Annotated in this window: 13 protein-coding genes and 2 tRNA genes; 10 read left to right on the top strand and 5 right to left on the bottom strand. The window is 57.9% G+C overall.

Annotated elements, in window-relative coordinates:
• The first annotated feature begins 119 nt into the window (after nucleotides 1-119).
• The 6 genes from QP363_RS09705 (at nucleotide 120) to QP363_RS09680 (ending at nucleotide 5,583) form a co-directional block, all read left to right on the top strand.
• Nucleotides 120-800 carry a metal-dependent transcriptional regulator gene (locus tag QP363_RS09705; protein ID WP_010190918.1) on the top strand — a complete coding sequence of 227 codons (681 nt, stop codon included), beginning with the start codon at nucleotides 120-122 and terminating at the stop codon, nucleotides 798-800.
• Nucleotides 801-915: 115 nt separating this feature from the next.
• Nucleotides 916-1,383, top strand: a complete 468-nt coding sequence (nrdI, locus tag QP363_RS09700; protein WP_005324049.1) for a class Ib ribonucleoside-diphosphate reductase assembly flavoprotein NrdI — start codon at nucleotides 916-918, stop codon at nucleotides 1,381-1,383.
• A 50-nt stretch (nucleotides 1,384-1,433) separates the two neighbouring features.
• Nucleotides 1,434-3,629, top strand: coding sequence for a class 1b ribonucleoside-diphosphate reductase subunit alpha (gene nrdE / locus QP363_RS09695; RefSeq protein ID WP_070447783.1), 2,196 nt, complete (start codon nucleotides 1,434-1,436; stop codon nucleotides 3,627-3,629).
• A 51-nt stretch (nucleotides 3,630-3,680) separates the two neighbouring features.
• A complete protein-coding gene (nrdF, locus tag QP363_RS09690) occupies nucleotides 3,681-4,706 on the top strand; it encodes a class 1b ribonucleoside-diphosphate reductase subunit beta (protein ID WP_023020918.1) in 1,026 nt (341 codons plus the stop codon).
• Entirely contained in the window at nucleotides 4,687-4,962 is a 276-nt protein-coding gene (locus QP363_RS09685; protein WP_070564615.1) for a hypothetical protein, read from the top strand. The genes nrdF and QP363_RS09685 overlap by 20 nt, the downstream gene beginning before the upstream one ends.
• 39 nt (nucleotides 4,963-5,001) lie before the next feature.
• Nucleotides 5,002-5,583 carry an NADPH-dependent FMN reductase gene (locus tag QP363_RS09680; protein ID WP_070447780.1) on the top strand — a complete coding sequence of 194 codons (582 nt, stop codon included), beginning with the start codon at nucleotides 5,002-5,004 and terminating at the stop codon, nucleotides 5,581-5,583.
• A 173-nt stretch (nucleotides 5,584-5,756) separates the two neighbouring features.
• On the opposite strand, the gene tig is transcribed toward QP363_RS09680, so the two are convergent.
• The 3 genes from tig to QP363_RS09665 all read right to left on the bottom strand — a co-directional run bounded on the left by tig (nucleotide 5,757) and on the right by QP363_RS09665 (nucleotide 8,203).
• Complete coding sequence (tig, locus tag QP363_RS09675) at nucleotides 5,757-7,115, bottom strand: trigger factor (protein ID WP_070711126.1); 1,359 nt, start codon at nucleotides 7,113-7,115, stop codon at nucleotides 5,757-5,759.
• A 73-nt stretch (nucleotides 7,116-7,188) separates the two neighbouring features.
• Nucleotides 7,189-7,262: transfer RNA gene (locus tag QP363_RS09670), tRNA-Pro, on the bottom strand.
• Nucleotides 7,263-7,399: 137 nt separating this feature from the next.
• Complete coding sequence (locus QP363_RS09665; protein WP_284764334.1) at nucleotides 7,400-8,203, bottom strand: DUF1542 domain-containing protein; 804 nt, start codon at nucleotides 8,201-8,203, stop codon at nucleotides 7,400-7,402.
• Between the two features lie 187 nt (nucleotides 8,204-8,390).
• Here QP363_RS09665 and QP363_RS09660 point away from each other — a divergent pair.
• Both QP363_RS09660 and QP363_RS09655 read left to right on the top strand, forming a co-directional pair.
• Nucleotides 8,391-8,465: transfer RNA gene (locus tag QP363_RS09660), tRNA-Gly, on the top strand.
• A 158-nt stretch (nucleotides 8,466-8,623) separates the two neighbouring features.
• Nucleotides 8,624-9,451: an aldo/keto reductase gene (locus QP363_RS09655; protein WP_284764332.1), complete on the top strand. Its 828-nt coding sequence runs from the start codon at nucleotides 8,624-8,626 to the stop codon at nucleotides 9,449-9,451.
• Here the strand turns inward: QP363_RS09655 and QP363_RS09650 are convergent.
• Nucleotides 9,448-9,921 carry a ribose-5-phosphate isomerase gene (locus tag QP363_RS09650; protein ID WP_070447768.1) on the bottom strand — a complete coding sequence of 158 codons (474 nt, stop codon included), beginning with the start codon at nucleotides 9,919-9,921 and terminating at the stop codon, nucleotides 9,448-9,450. The two genes, QP363_RS09655 and QP363_RS09650, sit on opposite strands and share 4 nt — an antisense overlap.
• Before the next feature lie 107 nt (nucleotides 9,922-10,028).
• On the opposite strand from QP363_RS09650, the gene QP363_RS09645 reads away from it, so the two are divergent.
• Complete coding sequence (locus QP363_RS09645) at nucleotides 10,029-10,400, top strand: hypothetical protein (RefSeq protein ID WP_070730839.1); 372 nt, start codon at nucleotides 10,029-10,031, stop codon at nucleotides 10,398-10,400.
• On the opposite strand, the gene QP363_RS09640 is transcribed toward QP363_RS09645, so the two are convergent.
• Entirely contained in the window at nucleotides 10,397-11,011 is a 615-nt protein-coding gene (locus QP363_RS09640; protein ID WP_284764328.1) for a DsbA family protein, read from the bottom strand. The genes QP363_RS09645 and QP363_RS09640 overlap by 4 nt on opposite strands.
• A gap of 101 nt (nucleotides 11,012-11,112) precedes the next feature.
• Here QP363_RS09640 and pepN point away from each other — a divergent pair, with 101 nt between their 5' ends.
• On the top strand, nucleotides 11,113-13,653 hold the full coding sequence (pepN, locus tag QP363_RS09635) for an aminopeptidase N (RefSeq protein ID WP_284764327.1): 2,541 nt from the start codon (nucleotides 11,113-11,115) through the stop codon (nucleotides 13,651-13,653).
• The last annotated feature ends 279 nt before the right edge of the window (nucleotides 13,654-13,932 follow it).

Genomic DNA, 13,932 nt, shown 5'->3' with positions numbered 1-13,932 from the left:
GAAGAATGCTTTAACTGGCCCCACCTTACCGGCATTCCTCTCAAACTTGGCCTCTGTTCGCTATGAGCGTTGGGGCGCAGCACCAAAGGCGCATACGGAAGCTGGGTTAACATTTGCTCATGTCTGTTTCCGAGCTATCCACCAGTACCCAGAACTATTTGAAAGCAATCTGGGGGCTAAAGGAATGGTCGTCCGAGCCCGTTACCGCCACACTTATAGCGAAACAGTTGGGACTCAAGCTCTCCTCGGTTTCCGATGCAGTGCGCAAAATGTCGAAGCAAGGGCTCGTGTCACACACGCCCTATGGCTCTGTGGAGTTAACCGAACTTGGCAGGCAGTACGCATTGGTCATGGTGCGCCGCCACCGATTGCTTGAGTCTTTTTTGGTTCAAGCATTGGACTACACGTGGGACGAAGTCCATAATGAAGCCGAAAATCTCGAACACGCGGTGTCCGACATGCTCATAGAACGTGTAGATAAGTTCCTTAATTACCCCACTAGGGATCCGCACGGCGATCCTATCCCTACGGTTGATGGACAGATCACAATCCCCAGTGCGCACCGTCTCACCGACAGCGGTGCACAACCGCAAGTGACCGTGGAACGCATTTCTGATTCCGACCCACAACTGCTGAAGTTCCTTGAAGAGCGCGGCATTGTCACAGGGGCTGTTCTTAGCACGCGCGAGGGAGCGCCCTTTTCAGATTCTCTCGAAATACAGGTGGCCGGCAGCACTCAGTGGGTAGTGCTTGGACGCCCAGCTACCGACGCAGTGTTTGTAGCACACCACAGCCGTTAGACCTTCCCCTTTGCATTAATCCTACTCTCACCTGCCCTTTTCAAAACTACGTTGGGCCGTAGTTGCAACTACGCCATTGCGTAGTTAGTCTTTTCGAATATCACCTATCCCACTTATGGCTAAGGCCAGGATGAGCAGGATTGCTATGTCAGACTCACCAGATTTGGTGTATTTTTCTAGCGTTTCAGAAAACACAAAAAGATTCGTCGAACGCTTAGATAGACCCGCGGTGCGCATTCCGCTGCGCCCCAAGAAAACCGGGATGATCCAGGTTTCACACCCGTACGTACTCATCGTTCCCACCTACGGCGGAGGCTCGCTCAAACGCGCAGTCCCCAAACAGGTCATCGACTTCCTCAATGACCCAATCAACCGCTCCTTTATCCGGGGCGTTATTACCTCAGGGAATACCAACTTCGGAAGTGCTTACTGCGTCGCCGGACGCATCATTTCCGCCAAGTGCCACGTACCGGAGCTGTATCACTTCGAGCTTCTCGGCACCCAGAAGGACATTGCCGCCGTAAAGCAGGGCCTTCAAAAGTTTTGGGAGCAGCAAAAGCAGCTAACGATGACACCCCATTAATCCCCCACAAGATGAAGAACACATCCGCATCACACAGATTGGACAACACAATGTGGTCTCTTGATGCCACCCCCACACAGACTATTGGCGCTACGCCCCGCACTGCTTCAGCAGACAATGCCGGCGGTGTCGGCAAGCGCAAAAGCTACCACGCACTCAACGCGCAGCTGAACTTGTTCGACGCTTTTGGAAAAATCCAGTTTGACAAGGACATTCAGGCAGCACAAGACTATGTCACGCACCATGTCGCTCCCCGCATGCATCAGTTCGATTCCACCAAGCAACGCTTGGAATGGTTGGTTGATAACGAGTACTACGAGCGGGATTTCCTTGAGCTTTATGATGACGCCTTTCTGTGCGCCATGTACGACAGAGCACATCAAGCTAAGCACCAGTTCCGCACCTTCCTCGGCGCATTTAAGTTCTTTACTTCATATGCACTGAAAACCTTTGATGGCTCCCGATTCCTAGAAGGCTACGAAGAACGTGTCGCCACCACAGCTTTATACCTTGCACAGGGCGACGAAGAGCTCGCAGAAAAGCTGGTGGATGACATCATGACCGGACGCTTCCAGCCCGCCACCCCTACTTTTCTCAACGCAGGCAAAGCCCAGCGCGGCGAAATGGTCTCCTGCTTCCTTCTGCGAATCGAAGACAATCTGGAGAGCATTGGCCGCAGCGTGAACTCTGCACTGCAACTATCAAAGCGCGGTGGTGGAGTGGCCTTGTTGCTGAGCAATCTGCGCGAATCCGGAGCCCCGATCAAAAAGATTGAGAACCAGGCTTCCGGCGTAGTCCCAGTCATGAAAATTCTCGAAGATAGCTTCAGCTATGCCAACCAATTGGGCGCCCGGCAGGGCGCTGGAGCCGTCTACCTGCATGCGCACCATCCAGATATTCTTCGCTTCCTGGATACCAAGCGGGAAAATGCCGATGAGAAAGTCCGCATCAAGACTCTTTCGCTGGGGGTTGTTATTCCAGATATAACCTTCCGGCTGGCCAAAGAGAACAAGGATATGCATCTTTTTAGCCCGTATGACATCGCTCGCGAGTACGGCGTAGCCATGTCTGACATGTCCATCACCGAGTACTACGACGAGTTGGTTGCCAATCCGCGAATTTCTCACACGACCATTAAAGCCCGCGAGTTTTTCACCACGCTGGCTGAGCTTCAGTTTGAATCCGGATACCCCTACATCCTCTTTGAGGATACGGTCAACCGCGCTAATCCCCTCAAAGGACATATCAATATGTCCAACCTGTGTAGTGAAATCCTCCAGGTCAACACGCCCTCGACCTACGGAGCTTCGGGTGACTACACCACCGTCGGCCAGGATATTTCCTGCAATCTAGGCTCCCTCAACATAGCGAAGGCTTTTGAATCACCGAACTTCGGGGAGACCGTCGAAACCGCGGTGCGTGCCCTCACGAAAGTTTCAGACCTGACGAATATCGAAGCTGTTCCTTCCATCGCTCACGGAAATGCTTCCATGCATGCCATTGGTCTGGGCCAAATGAATCTCCACGGCTTCCTTGCTTCACAGCGTATTCCTTATGGCTGCGCCGAGGCACTGGACTTTACAAATATCTATTTCCTCACGGTGACCTACCATGCGCTCCGCGCATCCCATGCACTCGCGGTTGAAAAAGGTCAACGATTCACAGGCTTCGAAGAATCCACCTATGCCACTGGCGCCTACTTTGACAAATACATCGACCAAGACTGGGTGCCAGCCACTGAACACGTAAAACAGCTCTTCCATGAAGCAGGCGTGCAGATTCCTCAACGCGAGGATTGGCTACGGCTCAAGAAACAAGTGATGCAAGACGGCATCTACAACGCCTACTTGCAGGCAGTTCCACCCACTGGATCAATTTCCTACATCAATGACTCCACCGCGTCCATCCACCCGATTGCCTCCAAAATTGAAATACGCAAGGAAGGCCGCTTGGGGCGCGTGTACTACCCCGCGCCGGAAATGACCAACGACAACCTGGAGTATTTCGATGACTCCTACGCCGTGGGATACAAAAAAATCATCGACACCTACGCCATGGCCACCCAACACGTGGACCAAGGACTTTCCCTGACCTTGTTCTTTACCGCTGATACGACCACGCGAGACATCAACAAGGCACAAATCTATGCCTGGAAAGCCGGAATCAAGACCCTCTACTACATCCGTTTACGCCAATCCGCGCTCCAAGGAACCGAGGTCGAAGGCTGCGTCTCCTGTGCTTTGTAGGAGCACGGTCCTCCCCTTGTCTACAACCATTCACTCAGAAAGAAGGAAGCTATGTCTTCAACATCGAACAGTGCTGAACTAACCAGCATTTCAGTTACCCCGCCGAGCTACCGGCATGATCCTTCAGCCCGCATCCGCGCCATCAATTGGAACCGGGTGAGCGATGACAAGGATCTTGAAGTGTGGAACCGTCTCACCGCCAATTTTTGGTTGCCAGAGAAGGTCCCGCTTTCTAATGATCTCCCGGCGTGGCAGAAGATGACGCCCGAGGAACGCAACCTCACCATGCGGGTGTTCACGGGACTCACCACCCTGGATACTGTCCAGGCCACTGTGGGAGAAATCTGTCAGATTCAAGATGCCCGCACCGAACACGAGGAGGCCGTGTATACCAACATCGCCTTCATGCAGTCAGTCCATGCCCGTTCATACTCTTCAGTGTTTTCTACCCTGAGCAGTACAAAGGAAATTGATGAAGCATACCGCTGGGCGGTGAATAACGACCTTCTCCAGGCACGCGCCAAGAAAGTGCTCGCGCACTATTTTGGGCCGGATCCACTCAAACGCAAGGTGTCATCGACGCTCCTTTCCTCATTGCTTCTCTACGCGGGTTTCTATCTTCCCTTGCACTTTTCTGTCCACGCCACCCTGACAAATACGGCAGACATGATTCGCCTCATTCTGCGTGACAAGGCAGTGCACGGCTACTACTCGGGCTACAAGTATCAGCGCGGTTTGGAATCCACGACCCCGCTACGGCAGAAGGAAATGCATGATTTCACCATTTCTTTGCTCGAAGAGCTTTATGCACTAGAGCTGGACTATTCCGGCGAGCTATATGAGCCTTTGGGACTCATGGATGATGTAGCCGTGTTCGTTCGCTATAACGCCAATAAGGCACTCATGAATTTGGGCTACCCGGACTATTTCCCGCCCGAAGAAACGGAAGTGAACCCAGAAATCCTCGCGGCCCTAGCCCCCGGAGCAGATGAGAACCATGACTTCTTCTCCGGATCTGGTTCCTCCTATGTCATTGGTACTGCTGAAGAAACGAGTGATGATGACTGGGATTTCTAAACCTTTTCCGCGACCGGACCAAGGAAGCTGGCTTGAGACCATCGCGCTGTTTGAAGCCATCCGCGAAGGAAACCAACCCGCAGCCATGCGGCTGTTGAATACATCCGCCGCACGAGAGGCCGTCCTCGGGGGTCTTCTAGGGCTCATCGAACTGTACTTCCGCCATGAAGAAGGAGACAAAGTAGATGGCTTCCTCACCGCCGCCCACGCTGCCGGCCCACCACCGGCCTTTGGCTGCAAGCCTTTTCTCCCTTGACCACGTCTCCCTACACCCAACTAAGAAAGAAGGTTTACCATGACCACCCCACGTATCAGCGTTATCGTCGGCAGCCTGCGCCGAGAGTCATTTGCACGCAAGATTGCACACGAGGTGCTCACGATGATCCCTGAAGACTACGAGGCAAACATCGTGGAAATCCGTGACTTGCCGCTCTATGACTTCGACTACGATGACCCCGCCGTCACGGACAAGCCCACTCCGGCTGAGTACACCACCTTTCGCGAGACCATCAAGAACTCGAGCGGGATCCTCTTCATTACGCCAGAGAACAACCGCACTATCCCTGCCTGCCTCAAGAACGCAGTGGACATCGGCTCTAAGCCCAACTCAGATGTGGCGTGGAAGAACCTTCCCGCAGGTATCATTAGCCACTCTGTAGGCCGCATGGGCGGCTACAGTTCACAGAAGAACCTTCGCCTCGCCCTGTCCTACTTCGATATGCCGCTCCCTGGTCAGCCCGAAGTATTTCTGGGCCAATCCCCCACCCTTTTCGAAGAGTCCGGACATCTCAATCAACGCACCGCAGACTTTGTCAAGGATTACGTTATGCGCTTCCTGCAGTTGACCGACGAGGCCTTTAGAGCCACGAACGGCTAGCGGTATCCCCAGCCAACACCCATCGCGCCCTCTACGAAGTACTCAAAGACTCCTAGAGGGCGTTCACAATGACACAAACCCCGGATTCAGGCTCATCCTTGAGTTACCTGAATCCGGGGTTTCATGCGCGCTCGCCACCACACATGTGGCAGCAGCGCGTTACAAGCGGGAGATTACTTCTCCTCGGAAGCTTCAGCAGCGTCCGCTTCTTCGATTTCACCGAAGTACTGGTCAACGTCAACCTTGTTGCCCTCTTCATCGGTGACCTCGGCACGGCAGATGGCCATTGCCAGGGCCTTGCCACGGCGAACGTCAGAGAACAGGTTACCCAGCTGGTTGCTGGACTGCAGCTGCTGGATGAACTGGTTCGGGTCCATGCCGTAAGACTGCGCGGTGAACAGGATGTGGTCGGTCAGCTCCTGCTGGGACACCTCCGGCTCCTCGATCTCAGCCAGGGCGTCGAGGAAGAGCTGGGTGCGGACGGATTCCTCAGCGGACTTGCGAGCATCAGCGTCGAACTCCTCGCGGGTCGTGCCCTGTGCCTCAAGCAGCTGGGCCAGAGCCTTCTCGTCGTGAGCCAGCTGGCCCATGACCTGGTGCAGCTGAGCGTGAACCTGCTCATCAACGATGGAGGACGGCAGCTCGAAGGAAACCTCTGCCAGAGCGGCCTTCAGGACCTCATCGCGGATGGCAGCAGCCTGCTCGGACTTCTTGGACTCTTCGACGCGGGACTTGGTGTCCTCTCGCAGCTCGTCGATGGTGTCGAACTCGGAGGCCATCTGCGCGAACTCGTCGTCGAGATCCGGCAGCTTGCGCTCCTTAGTCTGCTGGACGTGGACCTTCACGGTGGCCTCTTCGCCCTCGTGCTCACCGGACTGGATGGTGGTGGTGAACTCGTTGTCCTCATCGGTCTTCATGCCACGCAGTGCGGTATCGAGACCCTTAATCAGGTTGTCGTCACCGATGCGGTAGGTCATACCCTCGTGGGAAGCCTCATCTAGCTTGGTGCCATCAACTTCGGTGGTGATGTCGACGATAGCGAAATCACCGGTCTTCATCTTGCGCTTGGTGTCCTTGAGCTCACCGAAGCGGGAAGCCAGGTCCTCGAGCGCCTTGTCGACGTCCTCTTCGGAAGTCTCCAGCGCCGGCACCTTGACGGAAATCTTGGAGAAGTCCGGCACCTCAAACTCGGGACGAACGTCTACCTCAGCGGTGAACTCGACGAAGTCGTTGTCCTCCAGCTTGGCAATGTCAATCTCCGGCTGACCAATAACCTTGAGATCGTTTTCTTCAACGGCCTGCTCGTAGCGGGACGGCAGCATGTCGTTGACGACCTGCTCGAGGATGGGGCCACGACCAAAGCGGGCGTCGATAAGCTGGCGCGGAGCCTTGCCCTTACGGAAACCCGGGATGGAAACCTGCTGCGCGATCGCCGCGTAGGCCTGATCGATTTCCTTGTCCAGCTCAGCAAACGGAACGTTGACGGTGAGCTTGACGCGGGTATCGCTCAGCTTGTCTACGGTGGTCTTCACGAGAAACTCTCCTGATTGTGATCGTTCAAAGATGAAATTAGGGGGCCTGGATGAGTGTCCAGGCCCCCATACGTCGGGGCGACAGGATTTGAACCTGCGACCCCCTGCTCCCAAAGCAGGTGCGCTACCAAGCTGCGCCACGCCCCGTATGGAAAGCCTCTGCGCCCGGAAGTTCCGCACGCAGCTGCGCTTCATACTGGGGCTAGTGTACCGATAGCTGCTTGACTATCCCAACACCGGCCCCAATTAAACTTTGTTTCCCCACGTCAGGGGCAGCTTTAGCGCTAGAAGTCGAAGTCGAAATCAAACATTCCGCCATCGCCCCCGTCGCCACCAAACAGGCCGTCGAAAAAGCCGCCCTCCTCGCCTCCCCCGGCGTCACCGGCACCATCCATGGCACCGGGGTCCATGCCGTCGGCGCCGCCCGTGTCTCCGCCCCAGTCACCGTTTTCTGCGGCTGCGGCGGAGTAGCCAACGCCGGACATACCCGCGAACATCGCATTGAACATCATGGAGTAGCCCACCATCCACACACCGGTGGTCAGCGCATCAGCCCACCACGGACGCGAGTACCAACCGGCCGGGACCGGGCGTCCAGCCACGACACCACCCGGGTAGTAGTTGGGGGTTTCTGCAGATGCGCTTGGCGACGCCGTCAGCGTCTCCCCGTTAGCCTCCACCGTGCGGGTCTCCGTCACCTTGCCGGCCTGGCGCTGGCCCTCCAGCGGTGGCAGCTCCGGGCCCGGATCCATGCCCATAATCTCACGCGCGGCCGCCACATAATAGAGCCCCTCCAGTGCGGACTCGCGCGCTAGGTGCGCTTGCTTGACGGTTGTGGCGCGGGAAATTGCCGAATTGGCCGCGGTAAAACGCTCAGAGGCATCCGCCATAGCCTGCTGGGAGGCGGTATCCGTACCGCTCAAGTTCATCACCTGGCCACCCAAACGCTCAGTCCAGCGGCGCGCATCCGCCATCGCATCCTCAAAACGTTGGGATTCTCGCAGCTCTTGCTGTTTCTTCCCGTTGCGCGAAGAAAGGAACCAGGCGCCGCCGCCGACGATGAGGATAAGGAGCAATAACGAGCTCACGAAAGCACCACTTTCACTAAAGAGTCGAATTGTGTGTTGTTGGGATTATGTACCTATCCAAAATAACGTCCTTTACCCCTTTCTAGTTCCCATTTTCTTTTCAGCGCCCGTATGCGCTAAAGTAGTGCGCACGCCGAATCAATGGCTTTCAAAGTCGAGGCTTTGAAAGCTGGAGATCGTCGGTTGTGGGAATGTCGTATAGTGGCTAATACCTCAGCCTTCCAAGCTGAAGACGCGGGTTCGATTCCCGTCATTCCCTCCACAAAAGCTGCACTGAGCACCTATTTTAGCTAGCCGGTGCGGCTTTAGTCGTTTTTGATTCTGTGGCGCTACTCCACACTCGGGGCACTCCGGTGATTCGCGTAGGCCATAACTTTCCTTTTCTGCGCGGGTGACCAAGCTCTGCGTAGAGTGGGCCGCATGACAGTACCGAATATTGAACTCAACGACGGCAACACCATCCCCCAGCTCGGCTACGGCGTCTTTAAGGTTGACCCCAATAAAACCGAGGAGCTGGTCCTCGAAGCCCTCAAGGTGGGCTATCGCCACATTGACACCGCTGCTATCTACGGCAACGAGGAAGGCGTGGGCCGCGCTATCGCCAAGTCCGGCATTCCGCGCGAAGAACTATTTATCACCACGAAGCTGTGGAATGACCGCCAGACTGACGCGGCCGCTGCTCTCGACGAGTCCTTGGAAAAGCTGGGCCTCGATTACGTGGACCTCTACCTCATCCACTGGCCCTGCCCGGATAATGGCACTTATGTCGAAGCCTGGAGGCAGCTCATCGAGCTGAAAAAGGCCGGCAAGGCCAAGTCCATTGGTGTTTCTAACTTCGAACTGGAGCACCTGGACCAGCTGGAAACCCAGACTGATGAAACCCCCGTGGTCAACCAGGTAGAGCTGCACCCTTACCTGCAGCGCTGGCGCGAGCTCGATGCCTTCCGCGCCCACCAGGTGCACATCGAGGCCTGGGGTCCACTAGGTCAGGGTAAGACGGATCTCTTCGAGCAGCCGGAAATCACCGAGCCCGCCGAGAAATATGGCGTTTCCCCCGCTCAGGTGATCATCCGCTGGCACCTACAAAATGGCGTCATCGTGTTCCCGAAGTCCGAAAACCCGGAGCGCATCGCGCAGAACTTCGATGTCTTCGGTTTCGAGCTGGATGATTCCGAGATGGCTGCGATTACTGATCTTGACCTTGGGGAAGAGGGCCGTGGCGGCACTCACCCCAAGGAAATGAACTAAGCCTCCGGAAGCTCCGGCGGAATGTTGGTGCGCTCGTACTCGGCAAGAATGTCGATGCGACGCTGGTGGCGCTCAGCACGGGACCATTCCTGATCAAGGAAGGCATCCACGATGGCGAGTGCCTCCTCCTCGGAGTGCATGCGGCCACCGATGCCGATGAGCTGGGCATTGTTGTGCTCACGAGCCAAGCGGGCGGTCTCGGGGGACCACGCCAGGGCGCAGCGCGCGCCCTTCACCTTATTCGCGGCAATCTGCTCACCGTTGCCGGAACCGCCCAACACGATGCCGAGTGAGCCCGGATCGTTGACGGTCCGCAGCGCGGCCTCGATGCAAAATGCCGGGTAATCATCCTCGGCGTCGTACTCGTGGGCACCGCAGTCAATGACGTCGTGGCCCTGCTTCTCCAGGTGTTCAGCGATGACGTTCTTCGTCTCGAACCCTGCGTGGTCTGCTCCTAAATAAACGCGCATGGCCCACATCTTAGCGGGCAGCACGACTCCCCGCTGAGCCCTGCCATTAATAGCGTGCGCTTGCTACGCTTGGGGCCACTCACGCACAAGAGGAGGTTGGCATACCCATGACCAGACGCGTCGCCGCCCTATACCTCGTAGCTTTTCTCATCGGCGCCGGTTTGTTCGCCGCAGGTTTCTTCACGGAACGCGGCTTCCTCCGGCCCCTGGTCATGGCGATCGTGATGACCGTGGCTCACCTCGGGGTGGGCGCTTGGTGGATAGCACAGAAGCCACACCGTGCAGCTGGGATCACCGCCGGTGTGCTTGCTCTCCTCGCAGGCGCTTCATGGGCTACGTGGGTAGTCGCCGCGTGGGAGGAATTTCGAGCGCAAGCCTCCCTCCCAATCATCAACATTGCCGGGCTGCCCGCCTTCGCGCTTAGCCCGGTGGTCCTCATCTGCGTCGTCGTCGCAGCGACGCAGAATCGAACTCGCTAAACCTGCGGGGCTTCCGTGCGGGAGCGCTTGAGCTCGAAGAAGTAGGGGAACTGGGCGAGGCGCACGGAGGCGTCGAAAAGCTCGCCGGCTTCCTCGCCGGTGGGAACGCGCGTGATGACTGGGCCGAAGAAGGCGGTATCGCCGAACTTCACCACTGGGGTACCGACCTCGTCGCCAACTTCGGAGATGCCGCAGTTGTGGAACTCGATGAGCTTGTCATCCATCTCTTCGGTGTTGGCCACGGAGGCGAAGTCGGCGGGGAGGGAGGCGTCGTCAAGCGCCTGCTTAATGATGTCATCGTAGGCACCGTAACCCTTCTTACCGCCCTGGCCCTCCGTGTGGATGCGGGTGCCCATGGCGGTGTAGAAGGCATCGACCTTGTCCGGGGCTTCCACGGCAATCTTGGCCGCTACGCGGGCAGGGCCCCAGTTGGCCTCCATCATCTTCATGTACTCCGGATCCAGGTCGCGGCCCTTGTTGAGCACGGACAGGGACATCGGCTGGAAGGTGACCTCAATATCGCGGACCTTCTCCACTTCCTTAATCCAACGCGAGGTCAACCACGCGAAGGGGCATGAGCAGTCGAACCAGAACGTCACTTGTTGAGCCACAATAATTCTCCTTTGCTTGTGCGGTCTATGGCACCCCACCCTAGGCGTGTGACTACGCTGGTGCAGAGACTAAAGGTACCGAGAAAGAGGAGAGACAGTACATGACCTCGATTAACCTCACCCGCGAGGAAGCCCAGCAGCGTTCCGACATGGTGGAGGTAAGCCACTACGACGTCGCCCTCGACCTCACCGGGGAAGAGTTCTTCACCTCCACCACGGTGGTGAAATTCCGGGTGAAGGAAGCTGGTTCGACGTTCATTGATTTGCGCGGTGACGAGCTTCTCGAGGTCCGCCTCAATGGTGCGCCGTTGCCCACCAGCGCTTATGACCCGACGTACGGCATCCCACTCTCGGGTTTGCAGGTGGCGGAGTATGAGCTCAAGGTCGTGGCGAAGATTCGCTACTCCCGCACCGGTGAAGGTCTGCACTGCTTCGTTGACCCGGTGGATGGTGAGGCCTACCTCTACACACAGTTCGAGACTGCCGACGCCAAGCGTGTCTTCGCCTGCTTTGACCAGCCGGACTTGAAGGCTACGTACTCGCTGACTTTTGAGGTCCCAGAGCACTGGGCGGTCATTACCAACTCCCCCATCACGCGTTCGGGCAATACCGTGCGCGCTGCGGTGGACTACCCGCTGTCGACCTACCTGATTGCGCTGTGCGCGGGCCCGTACGTTGGTGTGACGGATACGTGGACCGGCACTTTGGCGGAGCATTCCGAGGGCTCGCCGGCACAAACCGTTGAGGTGCCGCTGGGGATTTACTGCCGCCCGTCACTGCTGGATTCACTCGACGCGGAGCGCCTCTTCACCGAGACTAAGCAGGGCTTTGATTTCTATCACCGCAACTTCGGCTTTGCCTACCCCTTTGGCAAATATGACCAAATCTTCGTGCCGGAGTTTAACGCCGGTGCGATGGAGAACGCCGGCTGCGTGACCATCCGTGACGAGTACGTCTTTACGTCTCAGGCCTCGCACTACAAGTACGAGCGCCGCGCGGACACCATCCTGCACGAGCTGGCGCACATGTGGTTCGGTGACCTGGTGACCATGCAGTGGTGGGATGACCTGTGGCTCAACGAATCTTTTGCTACCTGGTCAGCGGCGATTTCCCAGGCGGAGGAGACCCAATACGATACCGCATGGGTGACCTTTGCCAACGTGGAGAAGGCCTGGGCCTACCAGCAGGATCAGCTGCCCACGACGCACCCGATTTCCACGGATGCTTCTGACATTGAGACCGTGGAGCAGAACTTCGACGGCATCACCTACGCCAAGGGGGCGTCGGTGCTCAAGCAGCTGCAGGCCTATGTGGGCCGTGAGAACTTCTTCGCCGGCGTGCGCCGCCATTTCCAGGAACACCAGTGGTCGAACGCCACCTTCGGGGATCTGCTGCGCCACTTGGAGGAGGCCTCAGGGCGTGACCTGTCCTTCTGGGCACAGCAGTGGCTCAAGACCACGGGCGTAAACACGCTGGGCGTGGCGTTGGGTACGGACGAGTCCGGCATCATCACGCAGGCCTACCTCACCCAGCGTGGTGATACCCTGCGCACGCACCGCGTCGCTGTCGGCGTCTATGCCTTGCAGGGTGAGAAGGTGGTGCGCACCGAGCGCATCGAGATGGATATCGACGGCTCCTCCACTGAGATTCCGGAGCTTGTGGGCCGCGCGCTTTCCGACGTCCCCTTCGTCCTTCCCAACGACGATGACCTGACCTACTGCCTCATCGATCTGGATGCGGGTTCTTTGCAGTTCCTGCTGGAGAATGTCGACAAATTCGAGGACCCCATGGCCCGCACCCTGTGCTGGTCCACCGCGTGGGAGATGACCCGTGCAGGTACCATGCGCGCCCGCGATTTCGTCGCGCTCGTCGCCCGCGGTGCGGCGGCGGAGACTGAGCTCGCCGTGCTCGAGCGCATCCTCGCCCAGGCCGCTTTGGCCCAGTCCACCTATGCCGACCCGGAGTGGGCTAAGGAGGACACGCAGCTTGCCGACGCCCTCCTGGCCGGCGCCCGCTCCGACGACGCCGAGCGCTCCATCGTCTTCACCCAGGCGCTGGCCGGCATCAAGCTTCACGACGCCTCCCGCACCTTCTTCCAGGACCTTCTTGAGACCTCCTCGGATGCGGGCCTGCGCTGGAAGGCGCTCACCGCGCTCATTGCTGATGGCTCGCTTGCCGACGTCACCGGGCCCGAAGCCGCCGGCGCCGCCCTGACGGCGGTGGCTGAGGAACTCAAGCGCGATAACACCGCGACGGGCTACCAGGCCTCGCTTAAGGCGTTGGCTGCGGTTAATACCGAGGACAACAAGCGCGCGGTGTGGGACGAGATTGTCGCCGGTGAACTGGGCAACCGCGACTTGGAATCCAAGCTAGCGGGCCTGGCGTTCGTAGGCTCCGACGAGCTCCTGCCGAGCGCTGAGTTCTTTGACGTGGCGGAAAAGATCTGGTCCGCGCAATCCAACGAGATTGCCCTGACCACGGTAACCGGGTTGTTCCCGCGCTGGGATGTCAGCCAGGAGACCCTCGACCGCGCCGACGAGTTCCTCTCCCGCGACTTGGCCGGCGGCTTGCGCCGCGCAGTCACCGAGCAGCGCGACCGCCTCGCCCGCGCTCTGCGCAACCGCGCCGTCGACCGCGGCTAGTCCCCAGAGCATACGCATCAAGCCCCTCACCTGAGGGGCTTGTGCTCCAGTTCCTCCTCCCCCTGTCCGCCGCCACCGTTCACCCAGCCAATCCCTGTCCGCAGCCACCATTCACCCAGCCAATCCCGTTCCCTACCGTTTGTCAGCGTTAGCCACGCCTGTGGCCAACCTTCCTCCCGTTACCCGTGACGCACCCCTCTATCCAGGAATTTTCTTCCTCCGGTTGCGGGGTTGCTAGTGCTGTTTTAGTCTCTGTGCTCATGGGGGATATCGAAACCT

Origin of the sequence: Corynebacterium sp. UMB6689, from assembly GCF_030215295.1 — a bacterium.
GTDB lineage: Bacteria > Actinomycetota > Actinomycetes > Mycobacteriales > Mycobacteriaceae > Corynebacterium > Corynebacterium aurimucosum.
The sequence above is the reverse complement of the archived record's forward strand: the minus strand, read 5'-3'. Positions and strand labels throughout refer to the sequence as shown.

What these genes read in the sequence shown, in the direction of transcription:
- nrdF (WP_023020918.1), top strand. Translation starts at nt 3,681, where the DNA reads ATGTCTTCAACATCGAACAGTGCTGAACTAACCAGCATTTCAGTTACC.
- QP363_RS09680 (WP_070447780.1), top strand. Translation starts at nt 5,002, where the DNA reads ATGACCACCCCACGTATCAGCGTTATCGTCGGCAGCCTGCGCCGAGAG.
- pepN (WP_284764327.1), top strand. Translation starts at nt 11,113, where the DNA reads ATGACCTCGATTAACCTCACCCGCGAGGAAGCCCAGCAGCGTTCCGAC.
- QP363_RS09705 (WP_010190918.1), top strand. Translation starts at nt 120, where the DNA reads ATGTCTGTTTCCGAGCTATCCACCAGTACCCAGAACTATTTGAAAGCA.
- QP363_RS09655 (WP_284764332.1), top strand. Translation starts at nt 8,624, where the DNA reads ATGACAGTACCGAATATTGAACTCAACGACGGCAACACCATCCCCCAG.
- nrdE (WP_070447783.1), top strand. Translation starts at nt 1,434, where the DNA reads ATGTGGTCTCTTGATGCCACCCCCACACAGACTATTGGCGCTACGCCC.
- QP363_RS09685 (WP_070564615.1), top strand. Translation starts at nt 4,687, where the DNA reads ATGATGACTGGGATTTCTAAACCTTTTCCGCGACCGGACCAAGGAAGC.
- QP363_RS09645 (WP_070730839.1), top strand. Translation starts at nt 10,029, where the DNA reads ATGACCAGACGCGTCGCCGCCCTATACCTCGTAGCTTTTCTCATCGGC.
- nrdI (WP_005324049.1), top strand. Translation starts at nt 916, where the DNA reads ATGGCTAAGGCCAGGATGAGCAGGATTGCTATGTCAGACTCACCAGAT.
- QP363_RS09650 (WP_070447768.1), bottom strand. Translation starts at nt 9,921, where the DNA reads ATGCGCGTTTATTTAGGAGCAGACCACGCAGGGTTCGAGACGAAGAAC.